This is a genomic window from Burkholderia cenocepacia (genome assembly GCF_900446215.1).
Taxonomy (GTDB): domain Bacteria; phylum Pseudomonadota; class Gammaproteobacteria; order Burkholderiales; family Burkholderiaceae; genus Burkholderia; species Burkholderia cenocepacia.
Map to the genome: position 1 here is coordinate 272,130 of NZ_UAQZ01000012.1, position 21,580 is coordinate 293,709.

The window sequence follows — 21,580 nt, forward strand, 5'->3', positions numbered from 1 at the left end:
CTTATGCTCATGCCGCAGGTGTGGCCGCGACGGCTTCCGCGATGCTCGTCGTGCCGTCCAGGACGCGGGCGAATGCCGCGTCGCGCAGGCTGCGGACCCCCTCGGCCGCCACGCACTGCGCGAGTTCGCCGACGCTCGCCCGCGCGACGATGCGCTCCGCCAGCGCGGGCGATACCGGCATCGTCTGATGCAGGCCGATGCGGCCGCGATAGCCGATGCCGTGACAGGCGGAACAGCCACGCGCGACGAACGGCCGCCATCCGGCTGCCAGCGCCGCCGGGTCGCAGCCGGCTTCCCGCAGCGCACGCACCGATGCGTCCGAATGCACGCGGCAGGCGACGCACAGGCGCCGGACGAGACGCTGCGCGGTGACGAGATGCAGCGCGGCCGCGAGGTTGTACGGCGCGACGCCGATATCGAGCAGCCGCGCGACGGCGGCCGGCGCGTCGTTCGTGTGCAGCGTCGACAGCACGAGGTGGCCGGTTTGCGCAGCCTTGATCGCGACATCGGCCGTCTCCGCATCGCGAATCTCGCCGACCATGATCACGTCCGGATCCTGCCGCAACAGCGCCCGCAGCGCGGTCGCGAACGTGAGTCCCGCCTTGTCGGCGACCCCGACCTGGTTGATCCCGTCGAGCTGGATCTCGGCGGGATCCTCGACCGTGCAGACGTTGTGTGCGTCGCGATCGAGCATCTGCAGCGCGCAGTAGAGCGACAGGGTCTTGCCGCTGCCGGTCGGGCCCGTGACGAGCACGAGGCCGTGCGGCGCGCGGATCGCGGCCTCCATCGCGGCGGCCTGCCGCGCGTCGAAGCCGAGGTTGGCAAGCGAGAGATCGGGCGGCAGTGTTTCGAGCCGCCGCAGCACGAGTTTTTCGCCGAACAGCGTGGGCAGCGAACTGACGCGGTAGTCGCCGCGCGTGCCGCCGTCGATCGCGATGCGCAGCCGGCCGTCCTGCGGAAGCCGCCGCTCGGCGATGTCCATGCGCGAGAGCACCTTGATCCGCGTGACGAGCGCATCGCGCAGGTGTAGCGGCGGGCGCGCATGTTCGTGCAGCACGCCGTCGATGCGAAGACGGATGCGCCAGCCGGCTTCGAATGGCTCGACGTGGATGTCCGACGCGTCGCGCACGCGCGCCGCATGCAGCGTGTCCGTCAGCAGCCGTACGGCGGGAGCATCGTCGAGCTGGGCCGCATCGAGTGCGTGGGGCGCGGTGGGCGGCGCGCCGGCGTGCGCGGGCGACGACTGCGGATGCAGCGGCGCCCCGGAGGAAGGGAAATGCATGTGAGCCGGCACGCGGGCCGCCTGTTGACCGTGATGCGCAGATGATCGCGCGCCGCGGGCGGCGCCGGCAGTCGGCCGTTCGGCTAGGGCTAGCGCAAGCCCGTTATTAGCGCGAACAGGCCCTAGCGCGCTGCGGTGCGTCCGGTGCGCGCGCCGCGCGGCTTGAACAGCTTGACGGTGCGCACTGCCTGATCGTCGCTGCGCATCACTTCGAGCATCACGTCGCCGATTTTCAGGCACACGTCGTCTTCCGGAATTTCCTCGAGGATCTCGAGTACCAGCCCGTTCAGCGTCTTCGGCCCGTCGGTCGGCAGTTTCAGGTGCAGCCAGCGGTTCAGTTCGCGCAGCGGCATGCTGGCCGAGACGATGCATTCGCCGTTCTCGTCCCAGCCGCCCGCGCGTTCGCTGCGCGGCATCGACGTCGTGAATTCGCCGATCAGTTCCTCGATGATGTCCTCGGGCGTGACGAGCCCTTCGAGTTCGCCGTATTCGTTGACGACGAGCGCGGTGCGATGCCGGGTTTCCTGGAAGAACTGGAGCTGCTGGACCACCGGCGTGCCCGACGGCACGTAGTACGGTTCGGTGAGCAGCGAGCGCAGCGTCTCGCGGTCGAAATCCTGGTTGTGCAGCGCGGTGAGCGTCTTGCGCACGTGCAGCACGCCGAGCACCTTGTCGATGTCGCCTTCGTAGACCACCAGCCGGTTGTGATAGCAGGTTTCGAGCTGATGGAGGATGTCGTCGAGCGGCGCGTAGAAGTTGAGCGACTCGATCTGGCGACGCGGCACCATCACGTCGTCGACCGTGATGTTCTCGAGGTCGAACAGGTTGAGCAGGATGCTGCGGTGCTTGGTCGGCATGAAACTGCTCGATTCGAGCACGATGGCCCGCAGCTCGTCGGCCGACATCCGCTGGTCGCGGCCCTTCTTCGTGTTGATGCGCAGCACCCACAGCACGCCGTTCGCGAGCGCATTGACGAACCAGACGACCGGCTTGAACACGCGCATCAGCGGGGCGATCACGAGGCTCGCGGGCAGTGCGATGCGCTCGGGGAACGTCGCGCCGACGATCTTCGGCGCGATTTCCGCGAACACGATGATCAGGAACGCGACGACGCCGGTCGCGATCGACAGCGCGAGATTGTTGCGGCCGAACGTATGGAGTGCGAGCGACGTCGTGAGGACGGGGATGATCGTGTTGAACAGGTTGTTGCCGATCAGGATCACGCTGAGCAGCAAGTCAGTGCGCGTGAGCAGCCCCTGCGTGGTTTTCGCGCCGAGTGCGCCCTGGCCGGCGAGATGCTTCAGCCGATGGCGATTGAGCGCCATCATCGCGGTCTCGGAAATGGAAAAGAAGCTGGAACAGAGGAGAAGCAGGAAGACGGCGCCGATTTGCGCCCATAAGGGAATTTGGTCCACGCGTTGGAAAGGGCAGTGAAGGACAGGGATGGGGGAAATATAGCAGAGGCCGGCGACCGCGATGTGTCGCGCGCGACACGAGGGGCTCGCGGCGGCCGGACGAAAAAAAACCGTGCACACGGTGCACGGTTTTTTTAAATCTGGTCGGGGTGAGAGGATTCGAACCTCCGGCCTCTACGTCCCGAACGTAGCGCTCTACCAGGCTAAGCTACACCCCGATTTTTGCTCTTCGGACTTCGCTGTCTTCGTGAAGATCGCTGCGTCGTCTCAAGCAAGAACGTAACTATAACAATGTTTTTTCTAAAAGGGAATACTTTGATGAAGAAATTTTTCGGGACAAGGCGCCGCGTCCCGTTCGCGGCGTGTTCATGACTGCCGCGACGTCGAGTACGAGCACAACCCGAGCAGGCTTTCCTTGTAGATCGAATCGGGGAACGCGGCAATCGCCGCTGCCGCGGCCTGCGCTTCCTGGCGTGCGCATTCGAGCGTGTGATCGAGCGCGCCCGAGCGCGTGATCGCTTCGAAAATCGTGTCGAAGCGATCGGTGCCGCCCTGTTCGATCGCCTCGCGTGCGAGCGCCGACTGTTCGGGCGTGCCGCGCTCGATCAGATAGATGAGCGGCAGCGTCGGCTTGCCTTCGCGCAGGTCGTCGCCGGCATTCTTGCCCATTGCCTCGGCGGTGCCCGCATAGTCGAGCCAGTCGTCCATGATCTGGAACGCGGTGCCGACCCGGCGGCCGTATTCGGCGGCGGCGGCCTCGGTCGGCGCATCGGCGCCCGCGAGCACCGCGCCCAGGCGCGCCGACGCCTCGAACAGCTTGGCCGTCTTGTAGCGGATCACCTGCATGTAGCGCGTTTCGTCGACGTCCGCGTCGTGCATGTTCAGGAGCTGCAGCACCTCGCCTTCCGAAATGATCGTCGTCGCTTCGGACAGGATCTCCATCACGCGCATCTTGCCGACGCCGACCATCATCTCGAACGAGCGCGAGTAGAGGTAATCGCCTACCAGCACGCTCGCCGCGTTGCCGAACAGCGCATTGGCGGTCTGGCGGCCGCGGCGCAGCTCGGATTCGTCGACGACGTCGTCATGCAGCAGCGTGGCCGTGTGGATGAACTCGACGACGGCGGCCAGCACGTGCCGTTGGTGCGACGTTTCGCCGAGCGCGCCGGCGACGAGCAGCAGCAACGCCGGACGCAGCCGCTTGCCGCCCGCGCCGATGATGTACTCGGCGATCTGGTTGATCAGCAGCACGTCGGACGCGAGGCTTTGCCGGATAACGCGATTCACCTGCTCCATGTCGCTGGTGATCGGGGCGAGCAGGTGGGCGGCGCTGAGGGTGGGGGAGGCGGTGGACGACGACATGATGATGGAATTGGGTGATGCGGCGGATTATAAGTCGAATCCGCGATATGCCGGTCTGTCAGACGTACCGGCAGCGCGATTTTGGCCGTCTGGCCGAGGCCCGCGCGCGGTAATCGTCGATCGGTTTTGACTTCGGTGCTAACCCCATGTATAATCACGTGTTTTCCGCGCGTGGTGTGCGGAAAAATTGGATCCAGAGTGAGGTTCTCAATGTACGCGGTCATAAAAACCGGCGGCAAGCAGTACAAGGTTGCCGTTGGCGAAAAACTCAAAGTAGAACAGATACCGGCTGACATTGACGCTGAAATCACGCTCGACCAGGTTCTCGCAGTGGGCGAAGGCGAATCGATTAAGTTCGGTACGCCGCTGGTCAGTGGGGCTTCCGTCAAGGCCACCGTTGTGTCGCACGGTCGTCATGCCAAGGTCACCATCTTCAAGATGCGTCGCCGGAAGCACTACCAAAAGCACGGCGGCCACCGCCAGAACTACACTGAGCTGCGCATCGACGCGATCAACGCGTAAGCGCCTCGGTAAAGGAGCAATCAGATGGCACACAAAAAGGCAGGCGGCTCTTCCCGGAACGGCCGCGACTCCGAGTCGAAACGTCTCGGCGTGAAAGTGTACGGCGGCCAGGCAATCAATGCCGGCGGCATCATCGTGCGTCAGCGCGGTACGCGCATGCACGCTGGCGAGAACGTCGGCATGGGCAAGGATCACACCCTGTTCGCGCTGGTCGACGGTCACGTCAAGTTCGCGACGAAGGGCGCGGACAAGAAGCATCTGGTCATCGTCGTCCCGGCGGCTGCCTAAGTCAGGCACCCACGGGCTTCGTAGCCGAAAGGCCCCGCAGTCTTCGCGGGGCCTTTTTTATTGGGTCGCCGCCTGCAAATGCGGGCCGGCGACCCTCGCGCGACCGGCGTACGATCGGCCGAACGGCAGATTGTTCAAGCGTGCCGGCGCGCGGCACAATAGCGGAAATACTGGGCGGAGTGACGAATGAAGTTCATTGACGAAGCACGAATCGAAGTCATCGCCGGCGACGGAGGCGATGGCAGCGCGTCGATGCGCCGCGAGAAATTCGTCCCGTTCGGCGGGCCGGACGGTGGCGACGGCGGCCGCGGCGGTAGCGTTTACGCGATCGCCGACCGCAACATCAACACGCTGATCGACTACCGTTACGCGAAGAAGCACCTCGCGCGCAACGGCGAAAACGGTCGCGGCTCGGATTGCTACGGCAAGGGCGGCGACGATGTCACGCTGCGCATGCCGGTCGGCACCATCATCAGCGACATGGACACGGGCGAGCTGATCGCCGACCTGACCGAGCACGACCAGCGGGTGATGCTCGCGCAGGGCGGCGCCGGCGGCCTCGGCAACCTGCATTTCAAGTCGAGCACGAACCGCGCGCCGCGCCAGAAGACGGACGGCAAGCCGGGCGAGCGGCGCATGCTGAAGCTCGAGCTGAAGGTGCTCGCCGACGTCGGCCTGCTCGGCATGCCGAACGCGGGCAAGTCGACCTTCATCTCGTCGGTGTCGAACGCGAAGCCGAAGATCGCCGACTACCCGTTCACGACGCTCGCGCCGAATCTCGGTGTGGTGCGGGTCGGTCCGAGCAAGAGCTTCGTGATCGCCGATATCCCGGGGCTGATCGAAGGCGCGGCCGAAGGCGCGGGCCTCGGGCATCAATTCCTGCGCCACCTGCAGCGTACCGGTGTGCTGCTGCATCTGGTCGATCTCGCGCCGTTCGACGAAAGCGTCGATCCGGTCGCGGAAGCGACGGCGATCGTCGGCGAGCTGCGCAAGTACGACGAGGCGCTCTACGAGAAGCCGCGCTGGCTCGTGCTCAACAAGCTGGACATGGTGCCGGAAGACGAGCGCGAGGCGCGCGTCGCGGATTTCCTCGACCGCTTCGGCTGGGACGGCCCCGTGTTCGAGATCTCGGCGCTGACGGGCCAGGGCTGCGAAGCGCTGTGCTACGCGATCTACGACTACCTTTCCGAGCATTCGGACGCGCATCGCGCGGCGGAGGCGGAGGATCTCGCGGCCGACGTGCGTTTCCGCGATGCGCCGCCGGCGAAGGGCGGTGCGACGCCGGGCGACGACGCCTGAGCGTTCGCCAACGCGCCGGGCGTGCCGCCCGGCGTTGGCGTTCAATCGCGCCCGGCCGGGCAGGCATCAGATACAGGAGACAGTGCAGGATGCGTTCGATCATCGCGGATTCGAAGCGATTGGTGGTGAAGGTGGGCTCCAGCCTCGTGACCAACGACGGCAAGGGGCTCGATCATGCTGCAATCGGCCGCTGGGCGGCCCAGATCGCTGCGCTGCGTGCGCAGGGCAAGGAAGTCGTGCTCGTCAGTTCGGGCGCGATTGCCGAAGGTATGCAGCGGCTCGGCTGGAGCAAGCGGCCGCGGGAAATCGACGAGTTGCAGGCCGCCGCCGCGGTCGGCCAGATGGGGCTCGCGCAAGTCTACGAAAGCCGCTTCACCGAGCACGGCATCCGCACTGCGCAGATCCTGCTCACGCATGCCGATCTGGCGGACCGCGAGCGCTACCTGAATGCGCGTTCGACGCTGCTCACGCTGCTGCGGCTCGGCGTCGTGCCGATCATCAACGAAAACGACACGGTGGTCACCGACGAAATCAAGTTCGGCGACAACGACACGCTCGGCGCGCTCGTCGCGAACCTGATCGAAGGCGATGCGCTGATCATCCTCACCGACCAGTCGGGGCTGTTTACGGCCGATCCGCGCAAGGACCCGAATGCGACGCTCGTCGGCGAGGCCAATGCGGGCGCCCCCGAGCTCGAGGCGATGGCAGGCGGCGCGGGTTCGAGTCTCGGTCGCGGCGGGATGCTGACGAAGATCCTCGCGGCGAAGCGTGCGGCGCACAGCGGCGCGAATACCGTGATCGCGAGCGGCCGGGAGGCCGACGTGCTCGTGCGTCTGGCGGCCGGCGAGGCGATCGGCACGCAACTGATCGCACGGACCGCGCGGATGGCGGCACGCAAGCAATGGATGGCCGACCATCTGCAGGTCCGCGGCCACGTCGTGATCGACGCGGGCGCGGTCGAGAAGCTGACGGCCGGCGGCAAGAGCCTGCTGCCGATCGGCGTGATCGACGTGCAGGGCGCATTCGCGCGCGGCGAAGTCATCGCATGTGTCGGCCCGGACGGGCGCGAGGTGGCGCGCGGGCTCACGAACTACAGCAGTGCGGAAACGAAGCTGATTCACCGCAAGCCGAGCGGCGAGATCGAGACCGTGCTCGGCTACATGCTGGAGCCCGAACTGATTCATCGCGACAACCTCGTGCTGGTGTGATCGCCGGCCGGGTGCCGTCGTTCAAATGAAAAAGCCCGCGCAATGCGGGCTTTTTCGTGCGGCGGGACGATGCGGGCGGCCCGCATCGCGTACCGTCAGCGCAACTGCGTCATCGCGGTGCGGTGGAACCGGATGTTTTCGAGGATCTGCCGGGTCGAGCCCTGCGGCATCTTGTTCGCGCAGAAGTAGTCCTGGTAGAGCGCGGAGTGGTAGGCGTTCAGCTCGCCGTTCTCGATGCGCCGCCAGTCGTTCTCGACCGTGCGATCCCAGCCGTTGTGGTCGGCGTTCAGGCCCGCGTACTGGCGCCATTCGTAGGTGTCGCAGCGGATGCCTTCGTAGTTCACGTTGCGGGCACCGGCCGGGCTCGTGATGACGACTGCGTAGCGCACGACGCCGTCGGTGCCGACGTCGAGCGACTTCGCATCGACGAAGAACTTGAGTGGCGTGTTCTGCGACACGTTGAACGGCAGCAGATCGCCCGTTTGCGGCAGCGGCGGCAGCGTGTCGACGGTATTTTCCTTCCAGCTTCCCTGACGGTCGAGCAGGTACACGAACTCGCTGTCATCCTTGTTGGACGGCGCTTTCGAGTTCGCGCAGCCGGCCAGGGCGGCCAGCGCGGCGATCGATGCGAGCGCGAGAGCAATCGCTTTCAATATGCATTCCTCGTAAAAAAAGGGCGCGACACAAGGTCGCGCCCGGTCATGCAGTCCGACTCGTCATTTGCCGACGATCACGCGGGGCGGCATCTCGTCGAGCGTGCTCGCCTCCACTTCGATCTCCGAACAGACTACCGATGCGTCGACAATCGTCAGCGTCTGGGCCTGTGCGCCGATGACGCGCGGATAGCGCGACACACGCGGCCCGCGCGGCTTCTCGGCTCGCTGCGCCGGGCGGCGCAGGAAGCGCGACAGTTCCGTCAGCGCCAACTGATAGACATCCCGCTTGAACTCGATCACCGCATCGAGCGGCACCCAGTACTCGTTCCAGCGCCACGCATCGAACTCCGGGTGGTCGGTCGCGCGCAAGCAAATGTCGCAATCGCGTCCAACCATCCGCAGCAGGAACCAGATCTGCTTCTGGCCGCGGTAATGACCGCGTACTTCGCGTTTGATGAACTTGTCAGGCACCTCGTAACGCAACCAGTCGCGAGTGCGGCCGATTATCTTGACGTGTTCCGGATGCAGGCCCGTTTCCTCGTGCAGTTCCCGGTACATCGCCTGCATGGGGGTCTCGCCGTACTTGATCCCACCTTGAGGAAACTGCCAGGAATGCTCGCGGAGCCGCTTGCCCCAAAACACCTCGTTGCGCGCGTTCAAGAGGATGATGCCGACGTTCGGGCGAAAGCCTTCACGATCCAGCATACAACCACCTTCGAATCCTTTAAAATTGCTTTGATTATAAACAGATAACGGGCGCTGCGCACCGTGACGGAGCGAATCCGCGCGGGGTACGCCGGCTGAATTGTCCCTGATTAGTCTGCTACGTCGTCTGCGCCATCGTCGTCCCTCGTTGTTCGCCGCGCGCAGCTTTTTCACCTTGAAACTTTTTCGGGCGCCCCGCCTGGGGGCGCCGTTTTTGGAACCGTCCGCATGAAAGCTTCCCGTTTCTTTATCGGCACCCTGAAAGAGGCACCCGCCGACGCAGAGATCGTCAGCCACAAGCTGATGGTCCGCGCCGGCATGATCCGTCGCGTCGCCGGCGGCATCTACAACTACCTGCCGGTCGGCCTGCGTTCGATTCGCAAGGTCGAGGCGATCGTGCGCGAGGAAATGAACCGGGCGGGCGCCATCGAGCTGCTGATGCCGGCCGTGCAACCGGCCGAGCTGTGGCAGGAGTCGGGTCGCTGGGAGCAGTACGGCCCCGAGCTGCTGCGCTTCAAGGACCGCAAGGACAACGATTTCGTGATCGGGCCGACGCACGAGGAAGTCGTCACCGACATCGCGCGCAACCAGATCAAGAGCTACCGGCAGATGCCGGTGAACTTCTACCAGATCCAGACGAAGTTCCGCGACGAGATCCGTCCGCGCTTCGGCGTGATGCGCGGCCGCGAATTCATCATGAAGGACGCGTATTCGTTCGACAAGGATGCGGCCGGCCTGAACGAGTCGTACCGCAAGATGTACGACGCGTACGTGCGCATCTTCTCGCGCCTCGGCCTCGAGTTTCGCGCGGTCGCGGCCGACAGCGGCTCGATCGGCGGCAACTTCTCGCACGAGTTCCACGTGATCGCCGACACCGGCGAGGACGCGATCGCGTACTGCCCGACGTCCGAGTTCGCAGCGAACGTCGAGGCGGCCGAAGCGCTGCCGCTGATTGCCGAGCGCGCGGCGCCCGCCGAAGCGATGGAAAAGGTCGCGACGCCCGGCAAGGCGAAGTGCGAGGCCGTCGCCGAACTGCTGTCGATCCCGCTCGAGCGCACGATCAAGTCGATCGTGCTCGCGACCGACAACGAAGGCGCCGAGCCGACCATCTGGCTCGTGATGCTGCGCGGCGACCACGACCTGAACGAGATCAAGGTGTCGAAGCTGCCGGGCCTGAAGAACCATCGCTTCGCGACCGAGCAGGAAATCGTCGAGTGGTTCGGCACGCCGCCGGGCTATCTCGGCCCGGTCGGCACGAAGAAGCCGGTGAAGGTGATCGCCGACCGCACGGTCGCGAACATGAGCGACTTCGTCGTCGGTGCGAACGAGGTCGACTATCACATCGCCGGCGTGAACTGGGGCCGCGACCTGCCGGAGCCGGACGTCGCCGACGTGCGCAACGTGAAGAAGGGCGATCCGTCGCCGGACGGCAAGGGCGTGATCGACATCTGCCGCGGCATCGAAGTCGGCCACGTGTTCCAGCTCGGCACCAAGTACTCGGAAGCGATGGGCGCGACGTTCCTCGACGAGTCGGGCAAGCCGCAGCCGATGCTGATGGGCTGCTACGGCGTCGGCATCACGCGTATTCTCGGCGCGGCGATCGAACAGAACTTCGACGACCGCGGCATCATCTGGCCGGAGTCGATCGCGCCGTTCGAGGTCGTGCTGTGCCCGATGGGCTATGACCGCAGCGACCTGGTGCGCGAGACGGCCGACAAGCTGTACGCGGAACTCGTCGCGGCCGGCATCGACGTGATCCTCGACGATCGCGGCGAGCGCCCGGGCGTGATGTTCGCCGACTGGGAACTGATCGGCGTGCCGCATCGTCTGGTGATCGGCGAGCGCGGCCTGAAGGAAGGCAAGATCGAGTACCAGGGCCGCCGCGATGCCGAAGCGACGCTGCTGCCGGCCGACACGGCCGCGGCGACGGTCGCCGAGAAGATCCGCGCCGCGCTCGCGCACTAAGCGCGGCGACCGGGGGACACGATGGAATACACGTTCCTGTCGGCCACCGTGCTCCTCGTGCTGATCACGGATCCGCTCGGCAACATCCCGCTGTTCATTTCGGCGATGCGGGATGTGCCGCGCGAGCGGCGCGTGAAGCTGATCCTGCGTGAAGTGGGGATCGCGTTCATGATCCTGCTGTTCTTCATGGTGGTCGGCGACCGCTTCCTGCGGATGATGAGCCTCACCGACCTGTCGCTGCGGCTCGGCGGCGGGATCGTGCTGTTCCTGATCGCGCTGCGGATGATTTTCCCGCATCCGGACGGCGCGCTCGGCAGCGATCCGCGCGCGGGCGGCGAGCCGTTCATCGTGCCGCTCGCGATTCCGGCGCTGGCCGGGCCGTCCGCGCTCGCGACGGTGATGCTGCTGACGTCGCAGGCGCCGGGCAAGATGTTCGAGTGGGTCGGCGCGCTGACGGTCACGATGATCGTCTGCGCGATCACGCTGGTGCTGGCCGAAAGGATTCAGGCGTGGCTCGGCGAACGGACCGTCGCGGCGTTCGAGCGGCTGATGGGCCTCGTGCTCGTCGCGATCTCGGTCGAGATGCTGCTCGCGGGCATTCGCGCGTTCGTGCACCAGTTGCAGCCGTAGCGCGGGCGGGCGGTCGACGAAAAAAAGCGGCGCGCCGGGAAACCGGCGCGCCGCTTTCTGTTTATATGGCGGGCAGGGCGGCGATCAGACGTTCGCGGTCAGCGCGCGGATCGTCGGCAGGTTGCGCCAGTAGCCCTTCGCGTCCATCCCGCAGCCGAACACGTAGCGGTCCGGCACCGAGAAGCCGCAGAAGTCCGGGTGCAGCGGTTTCGCCTTCGCGAGCGTCTTCTCGCACAGCACGGCCGACATGAAACGCTGCGCGCCCATGTCGAGGATGCGGTCGCGGATCGCGGCCATCGTCTCGCCTTCGTCGAGGATGTCGTCGAGTACGAGCACGATGCGGTCCTTCACCGATTCGCGCGGCGCGACGCGCCAGTGCATCTCCGGGCTGCCCTGCGTCGTGTTGCGGTAGCGGGTCAGGTGGATGTAGTCGAATTCGAGCGGGAAATCGAGATGCGGCAGCAGCATCCCGGTAAACACCGCGGCGCCGCCCATCACCGAGAGAACGAGCGGGAACGCGTCGCCGATCTCGGCGCGGATCGCGTCGGCCATCTTCGAGATCGACGCGTTGACGGCGTCGGCCGAGACGATCTCTTCGGAGTGGTCGAAAATGTGGAGGGCTTCTTCGCGGTTCATGTGTTCTGGCGGGCAGTCGGTATACAAATAAGGATGAAGCAGAACGGCAGGCGCGCGCTACGGCAAAAACCCGCGCGCCGGCCGACGGACGAAATCAGCGCATGCCGGGCATCATGCCCTTCAGGCCGCGCATCATCTTCTGCATGTTGCCGCCCTTCAGCTTCTTCATCATCGTACGCATCTGGTCGTACTGGTTCAGCATCCGGTTGACTTCCTGCACCGGCACGCCCGCGCCGGCTGCAATGCGGCGCTTGCGCGTCGCCTTGATGATCTCGGGTTTCGCGCGCTCGGCGGGCGTCATCGAGCTGATGATCCCTTCCATCCGGCGGATCGACTTCTCGGCCTGGCCCATGTCGGCGCCGGCCGCCGCCTGCTGGAACTGCGCGGGAAGCTTATCCATCAGCGACGACAGGCCGCCCATGTTCTTCATCTGCGAGATCTGCGCGCGGAAATCGTTCAGGTCGAAATCGCCGCCTTTCTTGACCTTGTCGGCGAGCTTCTGCGCGGCCTGGACATCGACGCCGCGCTGCGCCTCCTCGACGAGCGCGAGGATGTCGCCCATGCCGAGGATCCGGTTCGCCATCCGGTCGGGGTGGAACACCTCGAGGCCGTCGAGCTTCTCGGCGACGCCGACGAACTTGATCGGCTTGCCCGTGACGTGACGCACCGACAGCGCGGCGCCGCCGCGCGAGTCGCCGTCGAGCTTGGTCAGCACGACGCCGGTGAGCGGCAGCGTGTCGTTGAACGCCTTCGCGGTGTTGACCGCGTCCTGGCCGAGCATCGCGTCGACGACGAACAGCGTTTCGGCCGGCTTCAGCGTGCCGTGCAGCGCGGCGATTTCCTGCATCATCGCCTCGTCGATGCCGAGGCGGCCGGCCGTGTCGACGAGCAGCACGTCATGGTAGTGGCGCTTCGCCCAGTCGACGGCGGCGAGCGCGATGTCGACGGGCTTCTGGTCCGGCGTGGACGGGAAGAAGTCGGCGCCGACCTGCTCGGTCACCGTTTTCAGCTGCATGATCGCGGCCGGGCGATACACGTCGCACGACACGGTCAGCACCTTCTTCTTGTACTTCTCGCGCAGCAGCTTCGCGAGCTTGCCGACGGTCGTGGTCTTGCCCGCGCCCTGCAGGCCGGCCATCAGGATCACGGCGGGCGGCGTGACCGCGAGGTTCAGCTCGGCGGCCTTGCCTTCGTAGTCGCCGCCGATCACGGCGGTCAGTTCCTTCTGGACCACGCCGACGAGCGCCTGGCCCGGCGACAGGCTGCTGATCACTTCTTCGCCGAGCGCCTTTTCCTTGACCTTGGCGATGAATTCGCGAACGACCGGCAGCGACACGTCGGCTTCCAGCAGCGCGAGACGCACCTCGCGGAGCATCTCCTGCGTGTTCGCCTCGGTGAGCCGGGCCTCGCCGCGCAGCGTCTTGACGACGCGCGCCATCCGTTGAGTGAGATTGTCGAGCATGGGGAGCGATGGACAGTGGGGCCCGAAGGCGCGGCGGAACCGAACAAAGGGAGCCGTCGCGGGAAGGGGGCCTAGTGTAAACTTCGAACATGGATATTGTACTGTATGCCCTCACCGCATTCCTGTACGGCGGCCTCGCCGTCGCAGGCTGGCGCTCGCACCGCCAGGGCGCGACGCCGCTCGTCGCGAGCGTGCCGGCCGTGCCGGTTCCGGCGTCCGCCGCGTCCGGGATGAGCGGGGCCGGCCGCGCGCTGCTGTTCGCCGCGCTGGTCGCGCACGGCGTGCTGCTCCACATGACGATCTTTCCGAACGACGCGATGGTGTTCGGCTTCGCGTTCGCGCTGTCGGCGATGTTCTGGCTCGGCGCCGGCATCTACTGGATCGAGAGCTTCTTCTTCCCGCTCGACAGTCTGCGCCTGCTGGTGCTGCCGCTCGCGTGCGGCGCGTCGCTGCTGCCGCTCGTGTTCGGCGGCGTGCGGGTGCTTCCTTATGCCGCAGCGCCGCTGTTCAAGCTGCATTTCCTGATCGCGAACATCGCCTACGGGCTGTTCGCGATCGCCGCGCTGCACGCGATCCTGATGCTGATGGTCGAGCGCCGCCTGCAGTCGCTGAGAAGCGGTGGGCGCGACGGCTCGACGGGCTGGATCGCGAGCTGGCTCGAAACGCTGCCGCCGCTGCTCACGCTCGAGAAGCTGCTGTTCCGCCTGATCGGCGCTGGCTTCGTGCTGCTGACGTTGACGCTCGCGTCGGGCATCCTGTTCAGCGAGCAGGTCGACGCGCGCATGTTGCGGCTCGACCACAAGACGGTGTTCGCGATCCTGTCGTGGCTGATGTTCGGCGGCCTGCTGGTTGCCCGCAAGACGTCGGGCTGGCGCGGCCGCGGCGCCGCGCGCTGGGTGCTCGTGTCGTTCGCCGCGCTGCTGCTCGCGTATGTCGGCAGCCGGTTCGTTTTCGAGGTGCTGCTGCACCGCTCCGTGGTTTGACCGCAGGTTTCCGATGCGACAGATTCTTCTCCTGATCCTTCTCTTCTTCGCGGGTTCGTGGCTCGCGCGCAAGCTGCGCCACGCGCAGGAACAGGCGCAGGCGCGCGCCGGCCGCGGCGCCGGTTACGACGGTGCGCCCGGTGCTGGCGCCGGCGCGGCGCGCCCGAGCGGCGACGCGCGGTCGCTGCCGGAACCGATGGTGCGCTGCGCCGAATGCGGCGTGCATGCGCCGAAGGGCGACGCCGTGGCCGCGAGCGGCGAATACTTCTGCAGCGTCGAGCATGCGCAGCGCCACGCCGCGCGCGTGAACGGCCGCGACGCGCGATGAGCGACGCGCCGGCGTTGTCGGTCGACGCGAACGGCTGGGTGCGCGAAGCGCGCCATGCGCCGTCGCCGAACTTCGAGATGCGGCCCGCGGGTGCGGTGCCGACGCTCGTGGTCGTCCACAACATCAGCCTGCCGCCCGGCGAATTCGGCGGCGACGCGATCGAGGCGCTGTTCCTGAATCGCCTCGACTGCGATGCGCACCCCTATTACCAGAGCCACCTGCGCGGCGTGCGCGTGTCCGCCCATTTCCTGATCCGCCGCGGCGGCGAGCTCGTGCAGTTCGTGTCGTGCGACGAGCGCGCGTGGCACGCGGGCGCGTCCGAGTTCTTCGGCCGCACGCGCTGCAACGACTTCTCGATCGGCATCGAGCTCGAGGGCGCGGACGACGTGCCGTTCGACGAGGCGCAATACGCGGTGCTCGCCGCGCTCTCCCGCGCGCTCGCCGCGCGCTACCCGGTCGACGCGTTCGCCGGGCATTCGGACGTCGCACCGGGCCGCAAGACCGACCCGGGCCCGCATTTCGATTGGCAACGCTTCGCGAGCGATGCCGGTTTTTCCGCCGAATACTTTCCTTTCCGTCAGCACTGATCGCGGGGTTTTTTGAGCGGAGAAAGTTTTTTCTCCGACCAATGCCTTGCCGTGTCTGCGCGTGAGCGATGTCAAGACCTCTATCGCAAATTATCCGTTTGGACGTCCTCCGAATGTCCACTATACTTGGTGCCAGTTGAGCAGTTCTGTACTAGATATAGTGTGTGTCGCAGGGGAAAACCCGAGCGGCACCAGCCGGCGGCCACGCCGGCGGACAGGGTTCTCAGGGCGGCGCGTCAGGCCGGGCGGTCCGGGCGTCGCGATCAGCGCAGCGAACATCGACGGGGCAGGGTATACATGACGAAGCACACGACCGGTTTGGTTGTCGCGCATCGACCGAACCGGCTTCCCCGGCGCATCGCTCGCCTCTTACCGCTCGCGCACCGCATTGCGCAGCGTTCGTTTTAATCCGCGGTTCTCTCCGCACCATCCAACACCAGGAGCTTTGCACATGCAAACCACCGACAACGCGACGTCCCAGTACGAGAGCGCCTCGAGCCGTCCGCTCGGCGGGACCGAACAGGGCGCGAAGGCGCTCGCGCCGCAGGCCACGTTCGCCGACTACAAGGTGATCCGCCGCAATGGCAGCGTGGTGTCGTTCGAACCCTCGAAGATCGCGATCGCGGTGACCAAGGCTTTCCTGGCCGTCAATGGCGGGCAGGGCGCGGCATCGGCGCGCGTACGCGAGCAGGTCGAACAACTGACGCACAATGTCGTTCGCGCGCTCGTGCGCAGCCGCCCGAACGGCGGTACGTTCCATATCGAAGACATCCAGGACCAGGTCGAACTCGCGCTGATGCGCGGCGGCGAGCACAACGTCGCGCGTGCGTACGTGCTGTATCGCGAGAAGCGTCACCTCGAGCGCCAGCATGCGGGCGAGGAAGCGGCGGCCGCGGGCGGCGAGTCGACCACCGGCATCAACGTCGTCGACAACGGCGTCACGCGCCCGCTCGACCTGAACGCGCTGCGCGCGCTGATCGTGTCGGCGTGCGACGGCCTCGGCGCTGCGGTTAACCCTGACCCGATCGTCGCGGAGACGGTGAAGAACCTGTACGACGGCGTGCCGATGAGCCAGGTCTACGACTCGGCGATCCTCGCGGCGCGCACGATGATCGAAAAGGATCCGGCATACAGCCAGGTCACGGCCCGCATCCTGCTGCACACGATCCGCCGCGAGATCCTCGGCGAGGAAGTCGTGCAGGCCGAGATGTCGACCCGCTACGCCGAATACTTCCCGCAGTTCCTGAAGCGCGGCGTCGACGCCGGCCTGCTCGACGACAAGCTGCTGCAGTTCGACCTGAAGCGCCTCGGCGAAGCCCTCGACGCGAACCGCGACCTGCAGTTCGGCTACCTCGGCCTGCAGACGCTGTACGACCGCTACTTCCTGCACGTCGACGGCACCCGCATCGAAATGCCGCAGGCATTCTTCATGCGCGTCGCGATGGGCCTGTCGCTGAACGAGATCGACCGCGAAACGCGCGCGATCGAGTTCTACAACGTGCTGTCGAGCTTCGACTTCATGAGCTCGACGCCGACGCTGTTCAACTCGGGCACGCACCGCTCGCAGCTGTCGTCGTGCTACCTGACGACGGTCGCGGACGATCTCGACGGCATCTATGAAGCGCTGAAGGAGAACGCGCTGCTGTCGAAGTTCGCGGGCGGCCTCGGCAACGACTGGACGCGCGTGCGCGCACTCGGCTCGCATATCAAGGGCACGAACGGCAAGTCGCAAGGCGTGGTCCCGTTCCTGAAGGTCGTGAACGACACGGCCGTCGCGGTGAACCAGGGCGGCAAGCGCAAGGGCGCGGTCTGCGCGTACCTGGAATCGTGGCACCTCGACATCGAGGAGTTCCTGGAGCTGCGCAAGAACACCGGTGACGACCGTCGCCGTACGCACGACATGAACACGGCGAACTGGATCCCCGACCTGTTCATGAAGCGCGTGATGGAAGGCGCCGACTGGACGCTGTTCTCGCCGTCGACCTGCCCGGACCTGCACGACAAGTTCGGCGCCGACTTCGAGAAGGCTTACACGGCTTACGAAGACAAGGTCGCGCGCGGCGAGATCAAGCTGTTCAAGAAGATCCCGGCGCAGCAGCTCTGGCGCAAGATGCTCGGCATGCTGTTCGAGACGGGCCACCCGTGGATCACGTTCAAGGATCCGTGCAACGTGCGCTCGCCGCAACAGCACGTCGGCGTCGTCCACTCGTCGAACCTGTGCACGGAAATCACGCTGAACACGAGCGACACCGAAATCGCGGTGTGCAACCTCGGCTCGGTGAACCTCGTCGCCCACCTGGTGAAGCAGGCCGACGGCAGCTACGCGCTCGACCACGACAAGCTGAAGCGCACGATCAGCGTCGCGATGCGCATGCTCGACAACGTGATCGACATCAACTACTACGCGGTGCCGAAGGCGCGTAACTCGAACCTGAAGCACCGCCCGGTCGGCATGGGCATCATGGGCTTCCAGGACTGCCTGCACCTGCTGCGCACGCCGTACGCGTCGGAAGCGGCGGTCGAGTTCGCGGACCGTTCGATGGAAGCCGTCTGCTACTACGCGTACTACGCGTCGACCGAGCTGGCCGAAGAGCGCGGCCGCTACTCGAGCTACCGCGGTTCGCTGTGGGATCGCGGCATCCTCCCGCAGGACACGCTGAAGCTGCTGACGGAAGCGCGCGGCGGCTACGTCGAGGTCGACACGTCGGAATCGCTCGACTGGACGACGCTGCGTTCGCGGATCGCCGCGCACGGCATGCGCAACTCGAACTGCGTCGCGATCGCGCCGACGGCGACGATCTCGAACATCATCGGCGTGTCGGCCTGTATCGAGCCGACCTTCCAGAACCTGTACGTGAAGTCGAACCTGTCGGGCGAATTCACGGTGGTGAACGAGTATCTTGTCCGCGACCTGAAGGAACGCGGCCTGTGGGACGAGGTGATGGTCGCCGACCTGAAGTACTTCGACGGCATGCTGTCGCGCATCGACCGCATCCCGGCCGACCTGCGCGCGATCTACGCGACCGCGTTCGAGGTCGACCCGACGTGGCTGGTCGAAGCGGCGTCGCGTCGCCAGAAGTGGATCGACCAGGCGCAGTCGCTGAACATCTACATGGGCGGCGCGTCGGGCAAGAAGCTCGACGAGGTCTACAAGCTCGCATGGCTGCGCGGCCTGAAGACGACCTACTACCTCCGCACGATGGCGGCGACGCACGTCGAGAAGTCGACGGTCGCACACGGCGCGCTGAACGCAGTGCCGACGGGCGGTGCAGGCAGCGGCGGCTCGGGCAGCGGCGGCGCGCAAGGCGCGGCGGGCGGTTTCGGTGCGGCAGGCGGCGATGCATCGTCGGGCGCGATCAACGCGGCGCCGGCACTCGCGCCGGTCGAAGCGGACGGTCCGGTGTGCACGATGCGTCCGGGCGATCCCGGCTTCGACGAATGCGAAGCGTGCCAGTAACGCAGTGCGCCTGACCTGAGAAGCAGGCCTGCGCGGCGCACACGACGACCGATCGAGGTTGCAGTGTGCGCCGCTCTCAACTAAAAAAATGATAAGGAATCTGTAACGCGACACCTGCGTTGCAGGCAGTGACAAGCGATCGAAACAGCCCCGACGGCGTCGCGTTTCGATCAGCGTTCGATGCGTCGAGCGCACCTCGCGATACAAGCGCGACTCACATCGCGCGCTGCATGAACGACGATGCGTTGCTCAAAGTGTTGTATCGAGGTCGCAACGCGAATCGAAAAAAGGATTTTTCGTGAGCGAACCCTTTTATCGCTCAGGAAAAGATGGTACAAACCGTTCTAAATTGATGGTGAGAATTTATGCTCAACTGGGATGACGAGAAGACTGCCGTAACCCCCGCGAGCGGAGCGCAGCAAAACGCGATGCGCACCTCCGCCGGGATGGCTGTCGGAATGCAGGCTGCAACGCCTGCCGCCCATCAGGTCCGTGACATTTTCGAAGGCGATCTTGCGGTGCCGCCGCAAGCATCGGCTGTTCCCGCCGGCGGTACGGAAGCGCGGGTCAATGTCGCCGACAAGCGCATCATCAACGGCCAGACTGACGTCAATCAGCTGGTGCCGTTCAAGTACAAGTGGGCGTGGGAAAAGTATCTGGCCGGTTGCGCGAACCACTGGATGCCGCAGGAAATCAACATGTCCCGCGACATCGCACTGTGGAAGGACCCGAACGGTCTGACCGAGGACGAGCGCCGCATCGTGAAGCGCAACCTCGGCTTCTTCGTGACGGCCGACTCGCTCGCCGCGAACAACATCGTGCTCGGCACGTACCGCCACATCACGGCGCCCGAGTGCCGGCAGTTCCTGCTGCGCCAGGCGTTCGAGGAAGCGATTCACACGCACGCGTACCAATACATCGTCGAATCGCTCGGCCTCGACGAAGGCGAGATCTTCAACGCGTATCACGAGGTCACGTCGATCCGCGCGAAGGACGAATTCCTGATCCCGTTCATTCATACGCTGACGGACCCGGCCTTCAAGACCGGCACGCTCGAGGCGGATCAGAAGCTGCTGAAGTCGCTGATCGTGTTCGCCTGCATCATGGAAGGCCTGTTCTTCTATGTCGGGTTTACGCAGATTCTCGCACTCGGCCGCCAGAACAAGATGACGGGTGCTGCAGAGCAATATCAGTACATCCTGCGCGACGAGTCGATGCACTGCAACTTCGGCATCGACCTGATCAACCAGATCAAGCTCGAGAACCCGCATCTCTGGACCGCGGAATTCCGCGCCGAGATCCGCGAGCTGTTCAAGCAGGCTGTCGAACTCGAATACCGCTACGCCGAAGACACGATGCCGCGCGGCGTGCTGGGTTTGAACGCGTCGATGTTCAAGAGCTATCTGCGCTTCATCAGCAACCGCCGTTGCCAGCAGATCGGCCTCGATCCGCTGTTCCCGAACGAGGAAAACCCGTTCCCGTGGATGAGCGAGATGATCGACCTGAAGAAGGAACGCAACTTCTTCGAGACGCGTGTGATCGAGTATCAGACGGGGGGCGCGCTGTCCTGGGAATAACCCGCAGCAGCGAACCCGTTACATGATGGAGCAGCCGGTGGCCTCTCGGCCCCGGCCCAAGGTTTAGGAGCAAGAACGCCTGATGCAAAGCATGCCCGGTGCCTTAACGGCCCAACGATACGACAGGCACTTTGCGAACCCTTCAGTGGGATGGGCAAACTTCCCTCCGGAAAAAGCGGACGGCCATGTGGCGGTCCGCTTGATCAAGCGATTAGGGGTAGCGGCGCGAGGTGCGCCGGCTACCGACTTGATTTGGCGCGCGAGGCCGGGTGGTCACGCGCGCCATACCGTATTCATTAGCGTAAGCGCGCGGTATCTGCGTACGCCGATGAATAGCCCGCTTCGAAGCGCACGTCCTGAACAGCGTCCGCGGGAAGCGGGTTTTGACGAAGGGTGTAGTTTGAACTGACTCTCATCTGAACCTGAAGGAGAACAACATGGCTACTGCCAAGAAGAAACCGGCTGCTAAGAAAGTTGCTGCCAAGAAGACCGTTGCGAAGAAGGCTGCTGCTCCGGCGAAGAAGGCCGCAGTGAAGAAGGTTGCTGCGAAGAAGGTCGCGGTGAAGAAGGTTGCCGCGAAGAAGGCAGCACCGGCGAAGAAGGCCGCTGCGAAGAAGGTCGCAGCCAAGAAGGTCGCAACGAAGAAGGTTGCAGCCAAGAAGGTCGCCGCGAAGAAGGCAGCACCGGCTAAGAAGGCCGCTGCGAAGAAGGTTGCCGCCAAGAAAGTCGCAGTGAAGAAGGTTGCTGCGAAGAAGGCCGCACCGGCGAAGAAGGCTGCTGCGAAGAAGGCCGCACCGGCGAAGAAGGCTGCTGCGAAGAAGGCCGCGCCGGCGAAGAAGGCTGCAGCGAAGAAGGCCGCGCCTGCGAAGAAGGCTGCAGCGAAGAAGGCTGCGCCCGCCAAGAAGGCTGCCCCTGCGAAGAAGGCTGCCGCACCGGCGAAGAAGGCTGCTGCTCCGAAGAAGGCCGTCGTGAAGAAGGCTGCACCGGCAACGACCGCGTCGACCGCATCGGTTGCGCCGGCATCGGGCGTGAAGACCGCGCTCAACCCGGCAGCGGCATGGCCGTTCCCGACCGGCAGCCGTCCGTAATCGCGGCTGAGCAGCATCACCCGGGCACTCACGTGGTGTCCGTGGGTTGAGTAGCGCTACTCAATCAATCCCGCCATCTGGCTCAGGTGGCGGGATTTTTTTCGTCCGCATGGATCATCGATCGGCTGGC

Annotated in this window: 20 protein-coding genes and 1 tRNA gene; 13 read left to right on the forward strand and 8 right to left on the reverse strand. The window is 65.3% G+C overall.

Features of this window, described 5'->3' with window-relative positions; all coding sequences use genetic code 11:
- Positions 1–7: 7 nt before the first annotated feature.
- From DTA15_RS18610 to DTA15_RS18625, 4 genes are all read right to left on the reverse strand, one after another.
- Positions 8–1,282: a GspE/PulE family protein gene (locus DTA15_RS18610; RefSeq protein ID WP_020979379.1), complete on the reverse strand. Its 1,275-nt coding sequence runs from the start codon at positions 1,280–1,282 to the stop codon at positions 8–10.
- A gap of 122 nt (positions 1,283–1,404) precedes the next feature.
- Positions 1,405–2,697 (reverse strand): HlyC/CorC family transporter, encoded by a 1,293-nt coding sequence (locus tag DTA15_RS18615; protein WP_006489250.1) that lies wholly within the window; start codon positions 2,695–2,697, stop codon positions 1,405–1,407.
- A gap of 141 nt (positions 2,698–2,838) precedes the next feature.
- A tRNA-Pro gene (locus DTA15_RS18620) sits at positions 2,839–2,915 on the reverse strand.
- Positions 2,916–3,063: 148 nt separating this feature from the next.
- Positions 3,064–4,059: a polyprenyl synthetase family protein gene (locus DTA15_RS18625; protein WP_006489248.1), complete on the reverse strand. Its 996-nt coding sequence runs from the start codon at positions 4,057–4,059 to the stop codon at positions 3,064–3,066.
- Positions 4,060–4,269: 210 nt separating this feature from the next.
- Here DTA15_RS18625 and rplU point away from each other — a divergent pair, with 210 nt between their 5' ends.
- The 4 genes from rplU to proB all read left to right on the forward strand — a co-directional run bounded on the left by rplU (position 4,270) and on the right by proB (position 7,376).
- Complete coding sequence (gene rplU, locus DTA15_RS18630; protein ID WP_006025184.1) at positions 4,270–4,581, forward strand: 50S ribosomal protein L21; 312 nt, start codon at positions 4,270–4,272, stop codon at positions 4,579–4,581.
- A gap of 24 nt (positions 4,582–4,605) precedes the next feature.
- Positions 4,606–4,869, forward strand: coding sequence for a 50S ribosomal protein L27 (rpmA, locus tag DTA15_RS18635; RefSeq protein ID WP_006476999.1), 264 nt, complete (start codon positions 4,606–4,608; stop codon positions 4,867–4,869).
- 186 nt (positions 4,870–5,055) lie between these two features.
- Positions 5,056–6,168, forward strand: a complete 1,113-nt coding sequence (gene obgE, locus DTA15_RS18640; RefSeq protein WP_006489254.1) for a GTPase ObgE — start codon at positions 5,056–5,058, stop codon at positions 6,166–6,168.
- 89 nt (positions 6,169–6,257) lie between these two features.
- On the forward strand, positions 6,258–7,376 hold the full coding sequence (gene proB, locus DTA15_RS18645) for a glutamate 5-kinase (RefSeq protein WP_006476997.1): 1,119 nt from the start codon (positions 6,258–6,260) through the stop codon (positions 7,374–7,376).
- A 95-nt stretch (positions 7,377–7,471) separates the two neighbouring features.
- Here the strand turns inward: proB and DTA15_RS18650 are convergent, their stop codons facing one another.
- Both DTA15_RS18650 and DTA15_RS18655 read right to left on the reverse strand, forming a co-directional pair.
- Positions 7,472–8,029: a CNP1-like family protein gene (locus DTA15_RS18650; RefSeq protein WP_006489238.1), complete on the reverse strand. Its 558-nt coding sequence runs from the start codon at positions 8,027–8,029 to the stop codon at positions 7,472–7,474.
- Between the two features lie 63 nt (positions 8,030–8,092).
- Positions 8,093–8,737 carry an RNA pyrophosphohydrolase gene (locus DTA15_RS18655; protein ID WP_006496762.1) on the reverse strand — a complete coding sequence of 215 codons (645 nt, stop codon included), beginning with the start codon at positions 8,735–8,737 and terminating at the stop codon, positions 8,093–8,095.
- Positions 8,738–8,965: 228 nt separating this feature from the next.
- Here DTA15_RS18655 and DTA15_RS18665 point away from each other — a divergent pair, with 228 nt between their 5' ends.
- Together DTA15_RS18665 and DTA15_RS18670 are read left to right on the forward strand one after the other, a co-directional pair.
- On the forward strand, positions 8,966–10,702 hold the full coding sequence (locus tag DTA15_RS18665; protein ID WP_006489236.1) for a proline--tRNA ligase: 1,737 nt from the start codon (positions 8,966–8,968) through the stop codon (positions 10,700–10,702).
- A 21-nt stretch (positions 10,703–10,723) separates the two neighbouring features.
- Positions 10,724–11,332 carry a MarC family protein gene (locus DTA15_RS18670; protein WP_006489246.1) on the forward strand — a complete coding sequence of 203 codons (609 nt, stop codon included), beginning with the start codon at positions 10,724–10,726 and terminating at the stop codon, positions 11,330–11,332.
- 84 nt (positions 11,333–11,416) lie between these two features.
- Here DTA15_RS18670 and DTA15_RS18675 read toward each other — a convergent pair whose 3' ends face one another.
- On the reverse strand, positions 11,417–11,968 hold the full coding sequence (locus DTA15_RS18675) for a hypoxanthine-guanine phosphoribosyltransferase (RefSeq protein WP_006489240.1): 552 nt from the start codon (positions 11,966–11,968) through the stop codon (positions 11,417–11,419).
- A gap of 94 nt (positions 11,969–12,062) precedes the next feature.
- A complete protein-coding gene (gene ffh, locus DTA15_RS18680) occupies positions 12,063–13,430 on the reverse strand; it encodes a signal recognition particle protein (protein WP_006476982.1) in 1,368 nt (455 codons plus the stop codon).
- 89 nt (positions 13,431–13,519) lie between these two features.
- Between ffh and DTA15_RS18685 the strand changes: the two genes are divergently transcribed.
- The 7 genes from DTA15_RS18685 (at position 13,520) to DTA15_RS18725 (ending at position 21,450) form a co-directional block, all read left to right on the forward strand.
- A complete protein-coding gene (locus tag DTA15_RS18685) occupies positions 13,520–14,413 on the forward strand; it encodes a cytochrome C assembly family protein (RefSeq protein ID WP_006489256.1) in 894 nt (297 codons plus the stop codon).
- A gap of 13 nt (positions 14,414–14,426) precedes the next feature.
- Entirely contained in the window at positions 14,427–14,741 is a 315-nt protein-coding gene (locus tag DTA15_RS18690) for a PP0621 family protein (protein ID WP_006491491.1), read from the forward strand.
- Positions 14,738–15,328, forward strand: coding sequence for a 1,6-anhydro-N-acetylmuramyl-L-alanine amidase AmpD (gene ampD, locus DTA15_RS18695; protein WP_006490721.1), 591 nt, complete (start codon positions 14,738–14,740; stop codon positions 15,326–15,328). The genes DTA15_RS18690 and ampD overlap by 4 nt, the downstream gene beginning before the upstream one ends.
- Before the next feature lie 451 nt (positions 15,329–15,779).
- Entirely contained in the window at positions 15,780–18,785 is a 3,006-nt protein-coding gene (locus DTA15_RS18705; protein ID WP_006490722.1) for a ribonucleoside-diphosphate reductase subunit alpha, read from the forward strand.
- Positions 18,786–19,150: 365 nt separating this feature from the next.
- A complete protein-coding gene (locus tag DTA15_RS18715; protein ID WP_006476978.1) occupies positions 19,151–20,362 on the forward strand; it encodes a ribonucleotide-diphosphate reductase subunit beta in 1,212 nt (403 codons plus the stop codon).
- An 82-nt stretch (positions 20,363–20,444) separates the two neighbouring features.
- Positions 20,445–20,771: a hypothetical protein gene (locus tag DTA15_RS18720; protein WP_077021886.1), complete on the forward strand. Its 327-nt coding sequence runs from the start codon at positions 20,445–20,447 to the stop codon at positions 20,769–20,771.
- Between the two features lie 28 nt (positions 20,772–20,799).
- Entirely contained in the window at positions 20,800–21,450 is a 651-nt protein-coding gene (locus DTA15_RS18725) for a histone H1-like DNA-binding protein (protein ID WP_006490719.1), read from the forward strand.
- Positions 21,451–21,580: the final 130 nt, after the last annotated feature.